Below are 18144 nucleotides of genomic sequence, written 5' to 3' on the forward strand. Positions count from 1 at the left end.
GCAAGTAGATAGGAGTAGATTATGGACTATTTAATAGCATTTTTAGTAGGCGGAGGAATCTGTGCAGTAGTACAAATTTTTATGGATAACACCAAACTTATGCCCGGAAGAATTATGGTTATTCTGGTATGCCTTGGAGCAATTCTAGGTGCAATTGGAGTTTATGAACCTTTTGCAAAATGGGCTGGTGCAGGTGCAACGGTTCCACTTGTTGGTTTTGGTAATGCGCTGTTTAAGGGAATTAAAGAGGGTATTATGAAAGAAGGATTCATTGGTGTATTTAAGGGTGGATTTACAGCATCTGCAGTAGGAATTTCGGCGGCATTAATCTTTGCATATTTAGCTTCTCTTATATTTAATCCAAAGATGAAAAGTTAAATTCAGATATTTCAAGCAGTATGGTATACCTTAATATTAAGAGAATCCAATTAACTTGTTAATCATATTACTAGATGTGTTTGAAAGCGTATGGTTTTTTAATTACTATAGAAAGGTATACTGTCTGCTTTTAATATAGATTAGCAAAACAGAAGGGGCAAATTGCCCCTTCTGGTAAATAATCTAATAATTATAGTTAAATATATCTGGAAATTCAGATTCTGTGTTATCTTCTTCCGTTTCGTCTTCTCCTTCTTCTTCTCCCGGATTAGAAGGCAGATTCGGATCTGGAGTAACAGGCGGATAAGGTGGTATTATAGAGTTTCCGGCTGTGTGTACATCACAAGTTTCTGTAGGTAAAATATTTGGAGTATCATGGGTTGCATGAGTTTCTTCTTTAACTAAATAAACTTGTTCTTTTGTAGAAGACGGAGGACAAAACTCTGTTGCAATTTTTCCTGAGTCTTTACATATGGAAGCCTTTACGTGCATATCACATTTTTCAGTGGGAACAGTTCCTTTTGCAAAGTATTCTGTTTTTACTGTAGAGCCTCCGATATAATGATCACATAATCCTTCTACGGCCAATTTTCCGCTCTTTGTACATATTTTAGCAGTAACTATAGAATCCGGTATAGTAAATGGAACATTTTTAAGTTCTTTTTGAATGTGAATTTGTTCCATTACATCACGCCATATACGTTTGTGATAGCTTTTATCAACTTGAGAGCGGTTATTATCGAATCCGGACCATATGGTAGCGGTATAGTATGGTGTGTATCCGGAGAACCATAAGTCGTTATCATCAGAGGTTGTACCGGTCTTACCTGCAATAGGCATTTGAATCTTAGGGAATCTAACTGCTGTACCGGTACCTATTTTAACTACGTCTTCCATTGCATTTGTTAAAAGGAAAGATGTAGATTCTTTCATAACCTGGCGAGTGATAGGTTTTTTCTCTAATAATACCTTACCGTCATGGTCTAAAATCTTAGTATAAAAAGTGGGTTCTGTATAAATACCGCTATTGGCTATGGAAGCCATAGCACCTGTTAACTCAAGGTTTGATACACCGTCTGTTATACCTCCAAGAGCGGTGGATAAGTTAATATCGGAATAAGGTCTTCCATTACTATCAGTTCTGCTATCTACCAAGGTAGTAAATCCAAGTTTTTGCAAATAATCAAAACCAACTTGTGGTGTTACCTGATTTAAAGTCTTAACCGTAACAACATTCATGGAACGGTATATTGCTCTTCTTAATGTAGTCAGACCTTCATAAACATTTTTATTCCAGTTTGAAACATACTTTGAAGTGCCGGGATATTGGAAGGGGGCATCGTCAATAACACTTGTTAATGTCATCCCTGCTGAATCCAAAGCAGGAAGATAAGTTGATAGGATTTTGAATACGGAACCCGGCTGCCTTACGGTGTTAGTAGCACGGTTAAGAGTTCTGTTTCCTGTTTTTGTACCACGTCCGCCAATAAGTCCCACTACCTGACCGGTGGATTGATCAATAATAACCATGGAGGATTGAGGTTGTAATATCAAACTGGTATTTTCACCCAATATTATATCGTCTTCCTTTAACTTAGCTTCTTTAAATTCCTTAATCAGCTTCAATGCATCTTCTTTATCAGAAAAATAAGAAAAGTTTTTGCTGGTAGATCCTGCAAATTCTTTTAAATCACTATTGTGATAATGTATGGTTTCCCCCTTGGATGTTTCAATGGATAAAGCATAGTTTAATTCCCAATAGGAAGTAGAACCTACTTTAGGAAAATAATCCGGATTGGAATATACATTATCTAATACTTTTTGTACATCGGAATCCAGAGTAGTGTATATGCTTAAACCTCCGCTGTATAAAGCTTTACTTGCTTGAGTATAAGTATATCCTTTTTCTGTTTGTAAATCTTCAAGAGCTTGTTCAATTAATTCATCTACAAAATAACTGTAGTAAGACTCATCTGCCTTTTCTTCGTTAACAGATTGAATTCTGGAATAAACGTCATCTTCCATAGCTTTGTTGTATTCTTCCTCAGTACAATGACCAAGGCGAAGCATGCTATTTAAAACTTCAGCTCGACGTTTTGCATTATTTTCTTTGTGATTAATTGGATTCATATACGTAGGTGACTGTGCAATTGAAGCGATTACAGCAGCTTCTGATAAATTCAATTGTCCTACATCTTTATTAAAGTAACGTCTGGAGGCTGTCTGCACACCATAACTTCCTGCACCAAGATTGATGTTGTTCAGGTAATATTCTAATATAAGGTCTTTATCTAATTTATCTTCCAGCTGTATAGCTAAATACTGTTCCTGAATCTTTCTTATAAAACGATCGGTAAAATTATCCTCTGCGCCTCCGTCAAAGACCTGATTCTTAATAAGCTGCTGGGTTATAGTACTGGCACCTTCGTCAAAATTTCCGTTACTTAAACCTGAGAAAAAGGCACGAAAGATACCTTTTACGTCCACACCATCGTGGCTATAGAATCTTTCATCTTCAATACTGATAAAAGCATTGCGAACTACTTCAGGAATTTCATCTATTTTTACATATACACGATTGGATTCTGCACCAGCTAAAGATTGAATAAGATTACCGTCTTTATCATATATATTGGTTGTAAAGCCATTCGGTTCAACGTTTATCTGATCAATGTCCGGAGCACTGTCAGCCAATCCCTTTAATATACCAAAGCCAGCAAAGGATCCTACTATAGCCAAAAATACAATACCAACTAATAACATTCTAAAAAGAGAAACTCCAGCTTTGGAAGCAACTTTTCTAGAAGTAGATTTTATCTGTTGTTGTTTTTTTATTGTTCCTTTTCTACTAAAGTCCATAAAAAACCTCCTTTATCCTGCCATTATATCAAATATATAATATAAAATAAAGATAAATTTGTAGATCAGATGAATCTTAAAACTTTTTTAAAAGTTTCCTAATATATTAAATGATTAAGGTATTACAAAGAGTGTTGACTTTGTGACCTTAATCATTTGATAACCTATACAATTAGTATTCCCTAATTATGTATTATAATATCAATACCGAATGATTCATAATTGCATAGGAAACATTACCCGAGTTTATGATAACGGCTTTACCATTGGTTGCTTCAACCACTTTTTTCTCAAATTGCTCATAAAGTTCTATAGGTACTAAATTGGTCATAACAACAATATCTGTATACTCCGTATCCAATGTTGTAATTTCCATTTGAGAAGTAATATATTGGAGTTTTCCAATGCCATTATAATCGGTAGTTATCTGAAGCTTGATACCGTTTAACTTCTCCAGAATAACACTGTTATTTAAACCTTCTTTTGCAGCACCCTGATAAGCCCTTACTAAACCCCCGGTACCTAATAAGGTTCCACCAAAATATCTGGTTACAACTAAGGCAGCATTATGTATGCCTTCTCCCAGTAATACATCAAGCATAGGCCGGCCGGCGGTTCTGACCGGTTCTCCATCGTCGCTGCAGCGTTGAATTTCATTGTTATCCCCAATTACATAGGCAAAACAGTTATGATTGGCATCGTAATATTTTTTCTTTGTCTGTTCTATAAATGTAATGGCTTCTTCTTCTGTATTTACCGGTACAACGGTGGCGATAAATCTGGATTTTTTCTCTATGATTTCTCCGGTTCCGCCTTGGTAAACAATTCGAAAGGAATCTATTATAATCATCTCCTAATAAAATAATATTATTTTTCTAAACTAATAGAGACAGCCTAATTCTAAATAAATTTATTCTGAACGGGATCGTATTCATACTGAATCCCCTTTAAAGTTTCTTTCAAGCTTGTCTCATCTATGTTAAGGCTTTTACACAGATCATCAAGGTTTTTATAGTGATCTCTTAAATAGGTGTTTATAAAACTTAATAATATTACAGGGTCTTGTGGAATTGTCATGTAATACCTCCAAAATGTATATTCATTGTTATTTTAACATAAATAATCAGTAATTCAAGCAGAGGTAAGTAATCATTGGTTCAAATCCTATACATTGACGAAGATTATTTTATAGAATACAATAAGTAAATAAGATAGAAAGAATAGTATACCCAACCGGCAATTTGGGCTGCCCCACAAAGTTGCTGTCGTTATTAAAAGGCGCTAAAGCGCTAGAATAGAGGTTATTATGGATTTATTTGAATATATGAGAAGTAATACTATGGAGAAAGAATCCCCATTGGCTTCCAGATTACGCCCCACTACATTGGAAGAAGTAGTAGGGCAAAGCCATATTATTGGTAAGGACAAGTTGCTATATAGAGCAATCAAGGCGGATAAAATTAGCTCTATTATCTTTTATGGCCCTCCGGGTACAGGAAAAACTACCTTAGCACGGGTTATTGCCAATACCACCAGTGCTGTTTTTACTCAGATTAATGCTACTTCTGCCGGTAAAAAAGATATGGAGGAAGAAATTACCAAGGCAAAAAGCAATATGGGAATGTACGGTAAGAAAACAATCCTGTTTATTGATGAAATTCATCGTTTTAATAAAGGGCAGCAGGATTATTTATTGCCTTTTGTGGAAGATGGAACCATTATATTAATTGGAGCCACAACAGAGAACCCATACTTTGAAGTAAACAGCGCACTTATTTCCCGCTCCATTATATTTGAATTAAAATCTTTAGAGCAGGAAGATATAAAAAAGCTTATTCTTAGAGCCTTAACGGACAAAGAAAAAGGAATGGGAGCATATAATGCTGTTATTGATGAGGAGGCATTGGACTTCCTTTCCCATATAGCAAATGGAGATGCCAGATCTGCATTAAATGCCATCGAATTAGGGGTTTTAACTACAGAACGCTCTGATGACGGGAGGATTCATATAACACTTGATGTTGCAAGTGAGTGCATTCAAAAGAGAGTAATCCGTTATGATAAAACCGGAGACAATCATTATGATACCATATCGGCATTTATTAAAAGCATGAGAGGTTCCGATCCTGACGCAGCAATTTATTATCTGGCCCGAATGTTATATGCAGGAGAAAGTATTACATTTATAGCAAGAAGAATTATGATATGTGCAGCAGAAGACGTCTCTAATGCTGATCCTAATGCACTGGTGGTTGCCACAGCGGCAGCACAGGCAGTGGAACGGATTGGTATGCCGGAGGCTAAGATTATATTAGCTCAGGCTGTTTCGTATGTAGCTTGTGCTCCAAAAAGCAATTCAGCATGTTCAGCAATTGAAGTGGCACTGGAAGCGGTGAAAAATGAAAAAACCGCATCCATACCTTCTTATCTCATGGATGCTCATTATGGCGGAGCAAAAGAATTAGGACATGGATTGGGTTATAAATATGCCCATAACTATAAAAATCATTACGTAAAACAGCAGTATTTGCCGGATGAATTAAAGGATAGAGTCTTTTACCAACCCTCCGGGCAGGGATATGAGAAAAAAATCATAGAACATCTAAAACGGATAAGGGAAGAGGCTGAGGAATAAAACTTGTATTCATAATAAAGATTGTATTATTTTTTAAGTTGTAATAGGGATTTAACTATTAAAAATATATATAATGTAGAAAATGAAAGCGGGAAATATAAATGAAAAAAGTATTAATAATGGGTTTATGTATATGTGCCTTTTTAGTTGGCTGTAGTAAAACAAATGAATTGAAAGAAAAGGATATTAGTGTAGCCAAAGAAATAAATCAACAAGCAGAATCTAAATCAGATTCATCTATAACAAATGAAGATTCCTCAGGAATTATAAATGATAAGGATGAAAGCCCGGATGAGGAAACTAAAATGAATCATCCGGAAGAAAATAATAATGAAAAAGGTGAGGATGGGACTGATAGTAAGGAAGATGAAACAAAAGAAATCATATCTGTAGGAAATAGTGTGAATGAAGAGTATTATAAAGAAATGGACAATATGACCGAAGATGAATTCATTACTAAGGTACAGGAAAGAAATATATATCAGGAAAATTGTTCTTTTTATAATGAAATAATAAGCTATAGGGAAAGAGTACTGCTTACTACTGATATTTCAGTGGTAATTCATCCATTATTTGAAACAGACAAACAGTATTATAACAAAGAAGATTTTAAGGATTGCAGTAAAAATGTTCTACTGGTGGCAAGAAATGAGATATATGCCAGGTATGGAAGAATCTTTGAAAATGAGGATTTAAATAATTATTTTAGAGCACAGTTATGGTATGAACCAAGATTTACAGCAGAAGAATTTGATACTTCTATATTAAATGATTATGAAATCAAGAATATTCAGACCATTCATGAAGCAGAGAAAGATATGGGATATAGATAAGAAGAAAGTGATATATAAAATACATTTTTTATAAAATAGAGAAATGTTATATAAATGGAAGTGACTTATTAACTGTCATTCTAAGCCGCAGATCTAATTATGATAGCGACTTTCTTATTGTATGTAATTCAGTATAGCTAAATTACATACGGCAAGAATTTTCGTTTTCATATGGGGTTTTATAAGGCTTAGCATGACAGTTTATTGTTTTGTAACAGTCTTTTAAATATTAATTGAAATTAAGAAACTGCCTTGACTTACCTTATTTTATTTAATTTTTTGCAAAAAAAAACGGTTACATCAACGTTCATTCATCGTTGATCTACCATTCACTAAAACAAATTGGAAATTACCCCCAATAACAATTCTTATTTTTAGGCACACTTCATTATGCATCATAACATACTTTGAAAAAAAAGTCTAGTATTTATTTTAAATTTCCAGTACTATGTAACAGTAACCCAGAGAAAAAATAAAATAAAGAACTTAAACCATTAGTTCGCTAACGACCTTAAGGAGGTATCATGGAAGAAAGAATGGACAACAATTGTTTTGAAGAAAAACATGAAGAGCTAAGAAGTGAGTGGAAAAAAGAAGAAGACCATTTGGAACAATGTGTAGCTGTTATACAGAATAACATTAACGACTATACGGAAAAGTTAAAGATGATCCGGGATGAAACCAAGGAATTGTATGATAATTACCGCTCCAATAACCCGGAACTCCATAATGATTTAGTAATCGGACTTAGTATGCAATCAGACATGGAAAGAGCATTAAACAAAAACCTGTCAGCTATAGAAAAACCTTACTTTGGAAGAATTGATTACGTAGAACATGAAGAGAATGAAATACAGGATTCTGATAAGAAAAACCCTGATGACAAAATATATTCTCTCTATATAGGTAAAAATGGAATCAGCAAAAGCAGTACCGATATAGTGATTGTTGACTGGAGAGCGCCTGTTTCAAGTGTTTATTATGACAGTGAAACGGGAGAAAGTTCCTATCTGTCACCATATGGAGATCCGATATTTATATCACTAAATTTAAAAAGAACATTTGAAATAGGAGATAGTAAACTAATTGACTACTACGATACGGATGTTATTGCAAATGATGAATTCCTGACAAAATACCTAAGTAAGAATAAGGAAGTGGTATTAGGAGAAATCATAGCAACCATACAAAAGGAACAAAATGAGATTATCCGAGACACCCCATGGCATAATGTAATTGTTCAAGGAGTGGCAGGAAGCGGAAAAACCACAGTAGCCATGCATCGTATATCTTACATCCTTTATAATTACAAAGAAAAGTTTCGTTCCGACGAATTCTATATAATCGGCAGTAATAAAATGCTGTTAAATTATATTACCGGGGTTCTGCCTAACCTTGATGTATATAATATTAATCAAATGACCATGGTAGAATTCTTGAACATACTTTTAAACAAAGATTTTGATATAAAGAAAAATAAATACGTATTAAAGGATAATTTCTCAAAGCAATCCCAGATTAAAAAGACAGGGAATGAGATTGCATTAAATAAATTTAAAGGCTCTCTATCCTTTGTCAAAGCATTAGAAACTTATATAAATGATTATGAAATAAAGAGTTTGAAGCCGGATTCCATTGTATATCACAACAAAGAAGTTTATTCACAATCTGAAATTCTAGGTTTTCTGGATATATTTAAAGATAAGCCTTTGCAAGAAAAAATTGATTTGCTGAATAAGAGGTTAAGCAGTAAAATACGGCTGGTAAATGAAAAAGAGCAGCAAGAGAAAGAAACTATCAGTATTGAACTCAAAAAGTTTAAAGATTATTTTGGAAAGAAGAGCATGAAAATCAATCTGATTGAAATTTATAAAAACTTTTTACAGGACTTAATATTAAATCAACAGAATTATATAAATTTGAATTATGATATACCGGAAGAACAAGTGATCCGGCTGCTTATTGATAACTTTGATAATAAAATTATTGATCTATATGACTTAGCCATGCTCGCATACATTAAAAAAAGGTTGAAATTAACCATTGATTTTGAGCAGGTCAGCCATATTATAGTGGATGAGGCTCAAGACTTTGGTGTATCGGTATTTTACGTAATGAAACAATTATTTCATGATTGTACTTATACAATTATGGGAGACATAACCCAGAATATATATTATGATACCGGTATGAATGACTGGGAAACCCTGAAAGAAGAAGTATTCTATCCGGATAAGGATAAATTTTATGTTTTGGCTAAAAGTTACCGTAATACGGTGGAGATTTCTAATTTTGCAAGTAAAGTTTTAAAACAATGTACCTTTAAAACTTATGATATAGAACCGGTTATAAGACATGGAAAAGAGGTATCCATTACGAAAAGTGCCAATCAGCAAGAGATGGTATCAAAAGTAATAGATATTATCAGCACAAATCATAAAGACGGTTATACAACCATTGCAATTATCTGCCGTACTATGGAAGAAACAAGAATGGTACATGAGAATTTAAAAAAGTATATAGAAGTAGAAGGACTTACGGAGAACATGGAAGATATGAATTTTACCAATGGAATTATGGTACTTCCTATTCATATGACAAAAGGTCTGGAATTTGATTCTGTTATCTTATGGAACCCAGATTGTAATAGCTATGAGGCTACCGATGCAGATGCAAAGCTCTTATATGTGGCAATTACAAGAGCACTTCATGAGCTCCATATAGTTTATAAAGGAGAATTAGCCAAACTATTAAGCTAGATTATTCAAATGTTTTGCAGAGATATGCCTGACAATGTAACAGTAACCTGAATGTTTTCGGTGGCGGTGGTTTTGGGTTGAATTAAACACAGAACGATCGCCACCGAATTTACCGCTATAGTCTGCTCCCTATTCCTCTTTCCGATCAGGATGGCTTACCTGTCAGTTCATTTAAACTACGCTGTCTTTTAAAAACACCCAATAGTATGGATACAAAATATGCCTTAATTGTGTTTCCAAGAATCTCTTCTATTACACGAGGTATCCATACTATTGTAAATGGAAGCAGCTTCCATGCAGTTAAGATTGTTTCACGCAATACAATGGTATTAAGTGTAGTTACAATCAGACCCGAACCAACCATAGTGATAAGAAGCTGAGGAATTTGTCCTTTTCCTGTGTCACGAAGGAACTTCTTTGATATAAAGAGGTCTGCGATCAGTAAAAGAATACCAAGAGCAGCGCTTCCAATGACTCCTGTCGTTACGAAAGAGATGTATGTACTTAGATTCCCTGATGGGTCCTTCGTATTGATTGTCCTGGTGATAAGTGCCTTGCTGACAAAATGCATACTATCTGTATTTATGTTTTCTTTCTGTACATTTTCATAAAAATTTTTATTAATGCCATCGGCAGACAGAAATGCAATGTTGCAGATTCCTACTACCAATAGGAACGCTGAGCATACTGCAATGGCAATTCTTAATTTCTTACTGTCTTTGTTTCTCAGAAAAGCCCATAATGTACCCCTGATAAAACCGCCGGCAGCTACCACCAATGTCATAAGGGGAATATATGTCCCCATTGGCTTCAAAAGGTAGCCTAAAAGGTCAGTAAGTCCGTAGGTCGCGGCTCCATACACTGGTCCAAATAAAATGGCTGGCATTATGGAGAAAATACCAGAGATATCGATACTCATTCCATTTTGTCCAAATATGGGTATGTAAAAAGAAAATAATGTTTTCATAACTAATGAAATACTAAGAAATACCGCAGATATTGTAATGCGGCGCACATAAAAAGATGATTTTTTCAATTTAACTTCTCCTCTCTCTTTTCAAAGCGGATATTCCCACTTGCCGATAGGCAAGTTTTGCCGACAGGCAAGTTTTGCCCACAGGCAAGTTTATCCGCTTACGCTACCAGCTCTACCACATTGCCACTACGTGGCATTTCAGCAGGAGCCCTAACTCCTGCTGAAACAGGCAAATCCTTACCTGATGAGGTTAAATAATTGTGGAAAGTTTGACGCTAAATTGATGTTCTATGTTATAACCATAAAAAACACCTCCTGTTATGCAGCACAGCTACATAACAAGAGGTATTATAATAATACCGCTTCTCCTTATGTAGCAGCGGGATGCGAACCTTGTACCGTAAGCCTTAAAGGCTTTTCGTTCCTCTGACAACTCCCCGTTCAGAAGACACTGCAAATCTTTGATTTACGCACAAAATCCTACTCTGCTCATGATTCAAAATTGTTCCGAAATATCTTTGTGAATACGGAATGTAATAAAAATGCCCACCAATCCAAGCATCATGCCCAGACGGTCGGCTTTGAAAGTGCTGTACTCCCGGTGGTTAATTCCACTTCCGCCAGTGATTCAGCACTTTAATATTATCATAGCCTTTATTGGTTGTCAATTCCACCTTGGTCATCCTTTTTATTTATTTGTTTACTATCAATCTGTTCCTTGTTATTCTTTTTAATCAGTCGATAAATTAACATATAAGCATATACCATAATCGGAACAACAATGGCGCAAAAAATACTTGCCTTAAATAGTGCTGCAGAATCCCGGGAAGCAGTAAATGCGCCTATTACAAGGAGAACAGGTATACATAATAACAATAAAACTCCAACTAAAGCAAAAACTCTTTTAGTGTTTTTCAAAATAAATCCCCTTTTCCAAAATAAAATTTAAAAATAGTAGTATTTTAATTATTAATTGAGATTGTAGCATATTTTTTGATACCAGACAAGAAACTTATAAAAGGATTAAATAAAGTATCTATTAAAAACTTTCCAAAAAATTCATAAATTTATAATGGTTTTCATAATGCTAAAGTAGTATAATACCTAACAATAGCTATATTGAAATCTTTTAGAACAGGAGAGCTGTATGTCTTCATTTATAGAACTAAAAAATGTAAAAAAGTACTACCGAATGGGAGAAGTTATTATTAAAGCGGTGGATGGAATTGATTTTGAAATTAATAAAGGTGAATTTGTTGTAATTGTAGGGCCTAGTGGGGCAGGAAAAACTACAGTTTTAAATATATTAGGGGGGATGGACTCCTGTAGTGAAGGAAGTATTATGGTAGATGGGGTGGATATTAGTGAGTTTAATAAAAAGGAACTTACTAATTACCGAAGAGACGATGTAGGTTTTGTATTTCAATTTTATAACCTGATCCAGAATCTTACGGCAGTAGAGAATGTAGAACTGGCATCTCAAATATGTAAAAATCCTTTAGAGGCTGATGTTGTTTTATGTGAGGTGGGGCTTGGGGAAAGGCTGTTGAATTTTCCGGCACAACTATCCGGTGGTGAGCAGCAGAGGGTATCCATAGCCAGAGCATTAGCTAAGAATCCTAAGCTGTTGCTATGCGATGAACCAACGGGAGCTCTTGATTATAATACTGGTAAAGCCATACTGAAGTTATTACAGGATACTTGCAGAGAGAATGGAATGACGGTGATTGTCATCACCCATAATTCAGCCATAACCCCAATGGCAGACAGAGTGATTAAGATTAAAAACGGGAAAGTAAGTGGTATGACAGTGAATGAAAACCCTATATCCGTAGAAACAATAGAGTGGTAAGACATCTAGAGTAATGGAGTGAATCATGGAAAATAATAAGAAAAAGCGAAAAGCAATCAGGCAGGATTTTATAAAAGAAATAAAAAATAGTTTAAACCGGTTTCTATCCATTATGTTTATTGTTGCACTGGGTGTGGCATTTTTTTCAGGAATTCGTGCTTCACAGCCGGATATGAAAATATCAGCTGACAGTTTTTATGACAGCAGTAATTTAATGGATATTCGTGTTTTAAGTACGTTAGGTCTTACTGATGAAGATGTAAGAGAAATCAGTACGGTGGATGGAGTTGAAGCTGTGGAGCCTTCTTACTCAGTGGATGTTTTATTAGACTCCGAAGAAATAGAAATGGTTCTTAAAGTCATGTCCGAAACCGATCATATAAATCAGATTCGTGTATTGGAAGGCCGGCTTCCTCAGTTAACCACAGAGTGCCTGGTGGACGAACGATTTTTGGGAACTACCGGTTTTAATATAGGAGATTCCATTCATTTTGCATCTGGTACGGAAGATGACTTATCAGAGAGCCTTAAAGAAAATACGTTTACTATAGTGGGTGTGGGATCAAGTTCCAAATATTTATCTTTTAACAGAGGCAGCAGTTCCATTGGAAATGGAAAAGTAAATAGTTTTGTTGTAGTACCAAAAGACACCTTTACCATGGAGGCATATACAGAAATCTTTATTACTGCCAAGGAAGCCAAAGGACTTATTAGTTATACCCCGGAATACGATAAAACAGTGGAAGGGGTAGCGGATAATATTGAAAAGATAGCGGACAGGAGAAAAGAGGCCCGTTATCAGGAAGTCTTAGAGGAACCCAAGAAGGATCTGGCAGATGCAAAAGAAGAATTAGCAAAGAGTGAAAGGGAAGTTAATGAAAAATTGGCAGATGCCGAAAAGAAAATAGAAGATGCCAAAATAGAGATTGCAGATGGTGAAGAGGAGATAAAAAAAGCTTGGGAGGAACTAAAGTCCGGCAAAAATGAGATAGAAACTAATAAAAATAATTTAACTGATAAAGAAAAGGAATTAAAACAAGGCCAAAATGAGCTAAATAGGGCGGAATCCGATTTTAACAAAGGTAAAAAGCTTTTTGACGAAAAGAAAGCAGAATATGAAGAAGGTGTTAAAACTCTAAATACTGCATATGAATCATGGAACACTTCCATGAAAACATGGAAGGAAAAAAAAGAGGAACTGGATAAATCCCAAAGAATGGTAGATAAAGCGAAAGCAGAATTAGCAGCACAAAAAGAACAGCTAGAACCTTATAAAGACTTATATCCTGATAAATGGCAGGAGGTTTTAGCAGGGGAAAGTGCACTAAAAGAAAAGCAGAATGAGTTGAATGGCGGAAAAAAACAGCTGGAGGATGGTAAGTCTGAATTAGATGCAGGGAAAGAGGAACTGGACAAACAGCAAAAAACATTAAAGGAAGCAGGTAAAGTATTAAGCAAGGAAGAACAAAAACTATTAGCCGGAGAAAAGACCCTTGCAGAAAACCGTAGAAAGATTACAGAAGGACTAAATCAGATAGAAGCCGGATGGAAAGAATTACGCAATGGGGAAAAGGAAATAAGAAAATCAGAGTCTTTGCTTTTAGAAAAAGAGGCGGAATTACAGGATGGCAAATCAACACTGGAAGATAAGATAAAAGAGTATGAGGAAGGAAAAGAAACAGCAGCACGGGAAATAGAAGATGCAAAGAAAGAAATTGCAGATGGAGAAGAAAAATTAAGTAAAATTGAATTTCCAAAGTGGTTTGTATTAGACCGGAACAGTATCCAGACCTATGTTGAATATGGGCAGGATTCTGAGAGAATAGGTAATATAGGAAAAGTATTCCCGGCTATCTTCTTCCTAGTGGCGGCTTTAGTTAGTTTAACTACCATGACCCGTATGGTAGAAGAGCAAAGAACCCAGATTGGTACTTATAAAGCTTTGGGTTACAAGAATGCAGCTATTGCCGGCAAGTATATTCTGTATGCTTTTTTGGCCAGTATCTTAGGGAGTCTTCTTGGGGTGTTAATTGGAGAACAATTACTTCCTAAAGTAATCATAAAGGCTTATGGAATCCTTTATCAAAATATACCGGAAGTCATAACTCCATATAATATGTATTTTGGTATGTTATCTACTATAATTGCGGTACTGTGTACAACTATGGCTGCTTATCTTGCCTGTTATAAAGAATTAATGGAAACACCGGCTCAGTTAATGAGGCCGGCAGCCCCTAAAGCAGGAAAACGCGTTATCTTAGAGAGGATTCCATGGATTTGGAAAAAACTTAACTTTACAACCAAGTCCACCATTCGAAATCTATTAAGATATAAAAAGCGTTTCTTTATGACCGTATTTGGAATAGGTGGTTGTATGGCATTACTTTTAGTGGGATTTGGATTAAAAGATTCCATATCTGCTATGTCCGATATTCAGTACGTGGACCTGTGGCATCAGGATTCCATCATAACCTTAAAAGAGAAAGAGTTGGATAGTGATTCTGATAAAGGTAAGAACATTTATGAATTCCTTCAGAATGATTCTAATGTTGAAGATTTTATAAAAACAAGTGAGAAGACGGTGGATGCAGGATATCAAAACAAGGAAAAAAGTGTAACGCTGATTGTGCCTGAGGATAAGGAGCATATAAAAAGCTTTATAGAGTTTAGAGATCGAAAAACCTATGAAAACTATGATTTAGAAGAGGATGGCGCGATTATCACCGAGAAGCTGGCATCTCTACTGGAGGTAAAGGTGGGAGACACCATAGATATTAAAGATGGAGAGGTTAGCAGCATACAGGTTAAGGTATCCCATATTGTTGAAAACTATATGCTCAATTATATATTTATGTCACCAGCTGTCTATAGGAAATTGCATGTAGCCAATCCGGAATATAATAGTATATATCTTAAATCCTTGAATAAAGATGCTGCATATGAAGAAAATTTTGCTTCTCAGGTGCTTAATTTTTCCCAGGTATCTTCCATAATGTTTACCAGTTACCTTCAAGAGCAGATTCATGATATGCTGAAAAGTTTAAATATTGTGGTATATGTGCTGATTATTTCCGCGGGACTATTAGCCTTTATTGTTTTATACAATCTCAATAATATTAACATAAATGAGAGGAAACGTGAACTGGCCACACTAAAAGTTCTGGGATTTCAAGATATGGAGGTAGCAACTTACGTATACCGGGAAAATGTTATTTTAACAGCAGTTGGAGTCCTTGTAGGTATATTTTTGGGTATTATTCTTCACCGCTTTGTTATATTAACCGCAGAGATTGATACCATTATGTTTGGACGGCAAATGAAAGGAATCAGCTATGTATTCAGCGGTTTATTAACCTTTGGATTTTCTGGGTTCGTCAACTACTTTATGTTTTATAAGTTGAGAAAGATTGATATGGTGGAATCTTTGAAAAGTGTGGAATAAATAATTATGTAATAGGACGCTTTGCCCAATATTGGCTATTGATATCTTAGAGAGCAGGGGATAATGTATGTTTTATGTTCCATAGGAAAATTCGATGGTTCTAATACTATAGTAATCGCTTAAGGCATCATTGAAAATGGATAACTCGGTGGCGTTGCCACTTCAGACATCTCCATTTTCAATGATTGGCGCGACTTCTATAGTATAAGAACCATAACGAATTTACCAAAGTCACATAAAACATACATCATCCCCCTACTCTCTAAGATCAATTTAGATTTAGAGGGCAAAGCTGTGTAATGTATTTTGTCAGATGATTTAATTTATAAGGATATAAAGTTTTAATTTATTTAAATATTGTTTATGACATTTTTAATTATAGGGAGAGTTACAGATGAAAAAGATAAAAAAGTTTATTGTTACGATCTTTTTGGCAACATCCTTTTTGGCAGTTCCTGTTAAGCTGCCACTTATGAATTATGAACTTGTGGAAGCTGCAGTGGTCAAATTAAATCAATCAAAGATTACCTTGTATGCAGGAAGAACTTATACTTTGAAAGTGAACGGAACAAAGGATAAGGTAAAGTGGACTTCGGCGGATAAGAAGGTAGCAACGGTTTCCGATACAGGTAGGGTAACGGGAGTAAAGAAGGGAAGTACAACTATAACGGCTGCTCTTGGTTCTAAGACTTATACCTGCAAAGTAACCGTAGAGAATCCGGATATAAGTAATAAAAAGCTAGAGATGGAAATAGCAGATACCCAATTACTTTCTATCAAAGGTTCTTCCGGAAAAGTAAGCTGGAACAGTTCCGATTCCTCTGTTATTACCATTAACAGTGAGGGGCTGGTGATGGCAAAAAAACTAGGTAAGGCCACCATTACAGGAAAAAGTGGAGGAAAAACGTACCAATGCCATATTACCGTAACAGATAAAAGGCTTCATGCCAGTGCTACGGATATTACAATATATGAGGCGGTTCAGTTAGCCCTGTCTTCTGATGATCCGTCAGGTGAAAAATTAACCATTAAAGTAGAGAATCCAAAGATTTTGAATTACAAATTAGGACAGTGGTATGAGGGAAATATTCCTTTAACCATTATCCCAAAAGGGAAGGGTACAACAGCTATAACTATTACTTCCAACAAAACAAATGAAATATTAAAGATTCGTGTTACGGTAAAAGATATTATAAAAGATGATAAAAATGAATTATCTGCAAAAGAAATCTATGCAAGATGTGTTTCATCCACAGTTCAGATAAATACCAACCGTGGGTTGGGAACGGGTTTTTTTATCGATCATGGAACTATTATAACGAATTACCATGTGATTAAAGATACAAGTTCTATTAGTATACATATGCGTAATGGCGAAAACTTTGATGTTACATATATTTTAGGATACAGTGAAGAATTGGATATAGCAATCCTTCGTATACCTGCCACAAATGATATATTAAAGCATAATCAGCACGGAATAACAGTGGGAGAGAGGGTTTATACTATCGGCAGCTCTCTTGGACTTACAGATACCTTTTCCGATGGCATAGTAACTAATAATTTACGCAAATTAGAGGGAATCACTTATATACAAACCAATGCAGCCATGTCAAAGGGAAATAGCGGAGGGCCTTTACTGAATGCATATGGAGAAGTTATTGGAATTAATACCATGTATTTGGTAGATGGACAAAATTTAAATTTTGCTATTTACCTGCCGCAGATTTATCAAGTTAGTACAGCTAATCCAATGACAGTAGAGGAATTTTATGAGCAAACTTCCGGTTCCATCTTGCTATATGAGGATTCTACTATAAGCGGCAGTAAAGAAAGTTGTCAAACCATAGAATCCGGAGTGATGGTTTTAGGAACAATAGCTCCAAATGAAATTGACTATTACCGGATTAATTTATCTGCTCCGTCCCAGTTGCAATTTGCCGGAGTTCACTCCTCAGAAAACATGGAAGATGTATACTTTACAATTATGGATGAGAATGGAAAAGTGGTGGAGGTTGCATCTGGCAAACAGGTAAATGACACCCAAATGTCTGTTATTGAAAGTGTGCTTACCGCTGGTACTTATTACATTACCATCTTTCCAAAGAAAGAAGCGTTAACTGGTCCGGTTAAATATTACTTTATGATGAATCATTAAAATTGTCTTATGCTGCATGTACAATAAAATAAGATAGGAAAGATGGATTTTACAAAAGGCACCTTCCTATGAAATAGATTACAGGTATAACAAGAAGGTAAGGTGATTCCTATTCCATAAGAATCACCTTACCTTCTTGTTATACCTTAATATAAAAGGGCTCTTTGTCAAGTTTTGGGGTGGGATTCTCTGAATCCTGCTCCATTACTGTATTTAGAACCATTTTTATGTTTGTGTCTATAATTCCTGTTT

The 18144-nt window shown here is 35.2% G+C and carries 12 protein-coding genes and 2 riboswitches; of the genes, 7 read left to right on the forward strand and 5 right to left on the reverse strand.

Features of this window, described 5'->3' with window-relative positions; genetic code table 11:
- Positions 1–21 precede the first annotated feature (21 nt).
- Positions 22–378, forward strand: coding sequence for a stage V sporulation protein AE (gene spoVAE, locus BM183_RS15960; protein ID WP_091687872.1), 357 nt, complete (start codon positions 22–24; stop codon positions 376–378).
- A gap of 183 nt (positions 379–561) precedes the next feature.
- On the opposite strand, the gene BM183_RS15965 is transcribed toward spoVAE, so the two are convergent.
- The 3 genes from BM183_RS15965 to BM183_RS15975 form a co-directional block, all read right to left on the reverse strand.
- The gene (locus BM183_RS15965) at positions 562–3237 is read right to left on the reverse strand and encodes a transglycosylase domain-containing protein (protein WP_091687873.1); all 2676 of its coding nucleotides are present in this window, start codon (positions 3235–3237) and stop codon (positions 562–564) included.
- Positions 3238–3430: 193 nt separating this feature from the next.
- The gene (locus BM183_RS15970; protein WP_091687884.1) at positions 3431–4081 is read right to left on the reverse strand and encodes a YigZ family protein; all 651 of its coding nucleotides are present in this window, start codon (positions 4079–4081) and stop codon (positions 3431–3433) included.
- Positions 4082–4137: 56 nt separating this feature from the next.
- Positions 4138–4314, reverse strand: a complete 177-nt coding sequence (locus tag BM183_RS15975; RefSeq protein ID WP_091687874.1) for a DUF4250 domain-containing protein — start codon at positions 4312–4314, stop codon at positions 4138–4140.
- A 229-nt stretch (positions 4315–4543) separates the two neighbouring features.
- On the opposite strand from BM183_RS15975, the gene BM183_RS15980 reads away from it, so the two are divergent.
- The 3 genes from BM183_RS15980 (at position 4544) to BM183_RS15990 (ending at position 9464) form a co-directional block, all read left to right on the forward strand.
- Positions 4544–5872 carry a replication-associated recombination protein A gene (locus tag BM183_RS15980; RefSeq protein ID WP_091687875.1) on the forward strand — a complete coding sequence of 443 codons (1329 nt, stop codon included), beginning with the start codon at positions 4544–4546 and terminating at the stop codon, positions 5870–5872.
- A 101-nt stretch (positions 5873–5973) separates the two neighbouring features.
- Complete coding sequence (locus tag BM183_RS15985; RefSeq protein ID WP_091687876.1) at positions 5974–6705, forward strand: YARHG domain-containing protein; 732 nt, start codon at positions 5974–5976, stop codon at positions 6703–6705.
- A gap of 524 nt (positions 6706–7229) precedes the next feature.
- Positions 7230–9464 (forward strand): HelD family protein, encoded by a 2235-nt coding sequence (locus BM183_RS15990; protein WP_091687877.1) that lies wholly within the window; start codon positions 7230–7232, stop codon positions 9462–9464.
- A gap of 145 nt (positions 9465–9609) precedes the next feature.
- On the opposite strand, the gene BM183_RS15995 is transcribed toward BM183_RS15990, so the two are convergent.
- The gene (locus tag BM183_RS15995; RefSeq protein WP_091687878.1) at positions 9610–10500 is read right to left on the reverse strand and encodes an ECF transporter S component; all 891 of its coding nucleotides are present in this window, start codon (positions 10498–10500) and stop codon (positions 9610–9612) included.
- Positions 10501–10815: 315 nt separating this feature from the next.
- Positions 10816–10930, reverse strand: a riboswitch (THF riboswitch).
- 68 nt (positions 10931–10998) lie between these two features.
- A riboswitch (ZMP/ZTP riboswitch) is annotated at positions 10999–11078 on the reverse strand.
- Positions 11079–11094: 16 nt separating this feature from the next.
- On the reverse strand, positions 11095–11358 hold the full coding sequence (locus BM183_RS16000; protein ID WP_091687879.1) for a hypothetical protein: 264 nt from the start codon (positions 11356–11358) through the stop codon (positions 11095–11097).
- A gap of 229 nt (positions 11359–11587) precedes the next feature.
- Here BM183_RS16000 and BM183_RS16005 point away from each other — a divergent pair, with 229 nt between their 5' ends.
- The 3 genes from BM183_RS16005 (at position 11588) to BM183_RS16015 (ending at position 17892) form a co-directional block, all read left to right on the forward strand.
- The gene (locus BM183_RS16005; RefSeq protein WP_091687880.1) at positions 11588–12292 is read left to right on the forward strand and encodes an ABC transporter ATP-binding protein; all 705 of its coding nucleotides are present in this window, start codon (positions 11588–11590) and stop codon (positions 12290–12292) included.
- Between the two features lie 25 nt (positions 12293–12317).
- Positions 12318–15734, forward strand: coding sequence for an FtsX-like permease family protein (locus BM183_RS16010; protein ID WP_091687881.1), 3417 nt, complete (start codon positions 12318–12320; stop codon positions 15732–15734).
- A 394-nt stretch (positions 15735–16128) separates the two neighbouring features.
- Positions 16129–17892 carry a trypsin-like peptidase domain-containing protein gene (locus tag BM183_RS16015; protein ID WP_091687882.1) on the forward strand — a complete coding sequence of 588 codons (1764 nt, stop codon included), beginning with the start codon at positions 16129–16131 and terminating at the stop codon, positions 17890–17892.
- The last annotated feature ends 252 nt before the right edge of the window (positions 17893–18144 follow it).

Origin of the sequence: Anaerocolumna aminovalerica (assembly GCF_900115365.1) — a bacterium.
Taxonomy (GTDB): domain Bacteria; phylum Bacillota; class Clostridia; order Lachnospirales; family Lachnospiraceae; genus Anaerocolumna; species Anaerocolumna aminovalerica.

What these genes read in the sequence shown, in the direction of transcription:
- BM183_RS16015 (WP_091687882.1), top strand. Translation starts at nt 16,129, where the DNA reads ATGAAAAAGATAAAAAAGTTTATTGTTACGATCTTTTTGGCAACATCC.
- BM183_RS15985 (WP_091687876.1), top strand. Translation starts at nt 5,974, where the DNA reads ATGAAAAAAGTATTAATAATGGGTTTATGTATATGTGCCTTTTTAGTT.
- BM183_RS15965 (WP_091687873.1), bottom strand. Translation starts at nt 3,237, where the DNA reads ATGGACTTTAGTAGAAAAGGAACAATAAAAAAACAACAACAGATAAAA.
- BM183_RS16005 (WP_091687880.1), top strand. Translation starts at nt 11,588, where the DNA reads ATGTCTTCATTTATAGAACTAAAAAATGTAAAAAAGTACTACCGAATG.
- BM183_RS15990 (WP_091687877.1), top strand. Translation starts at nt 7,230, where the DNA reads ATGGAAGAAAGAATGGACAACAATTGTTTTGAAGAAAAACATGAAGAG.
- BM183_RS15980 (WP_091687875.1), top strand. Translation starts at nt 4,544, where the DNA reads ATGGATTTATTTGAATATATGAGAAGTAATACTATGGAGAAAGAATCC.
- spoVAE (WP_091687872.1), top strand. Translation starts at nt 22, where the DNA reads ATGGACTATTTAATAGCATTTTTAGTAGGCGGAGGAATCTGTGCAGTA.
- BM183_RS16010 (WP_091687881.1), top strand. Translation starts at nt 12,318, where the DNA reads ATGGAAAATAATAAGAAAAAGCGAAAAGCAATCAGGCAGGATTTTATA.
- BM183_RS15975 (WP_091687874.1), bottom strand. Translation starts at nt 4,314, where the DNA reads ATGACAATTCCACAAGACCCTGTAATATTATTAAGTTTTATAAACACC.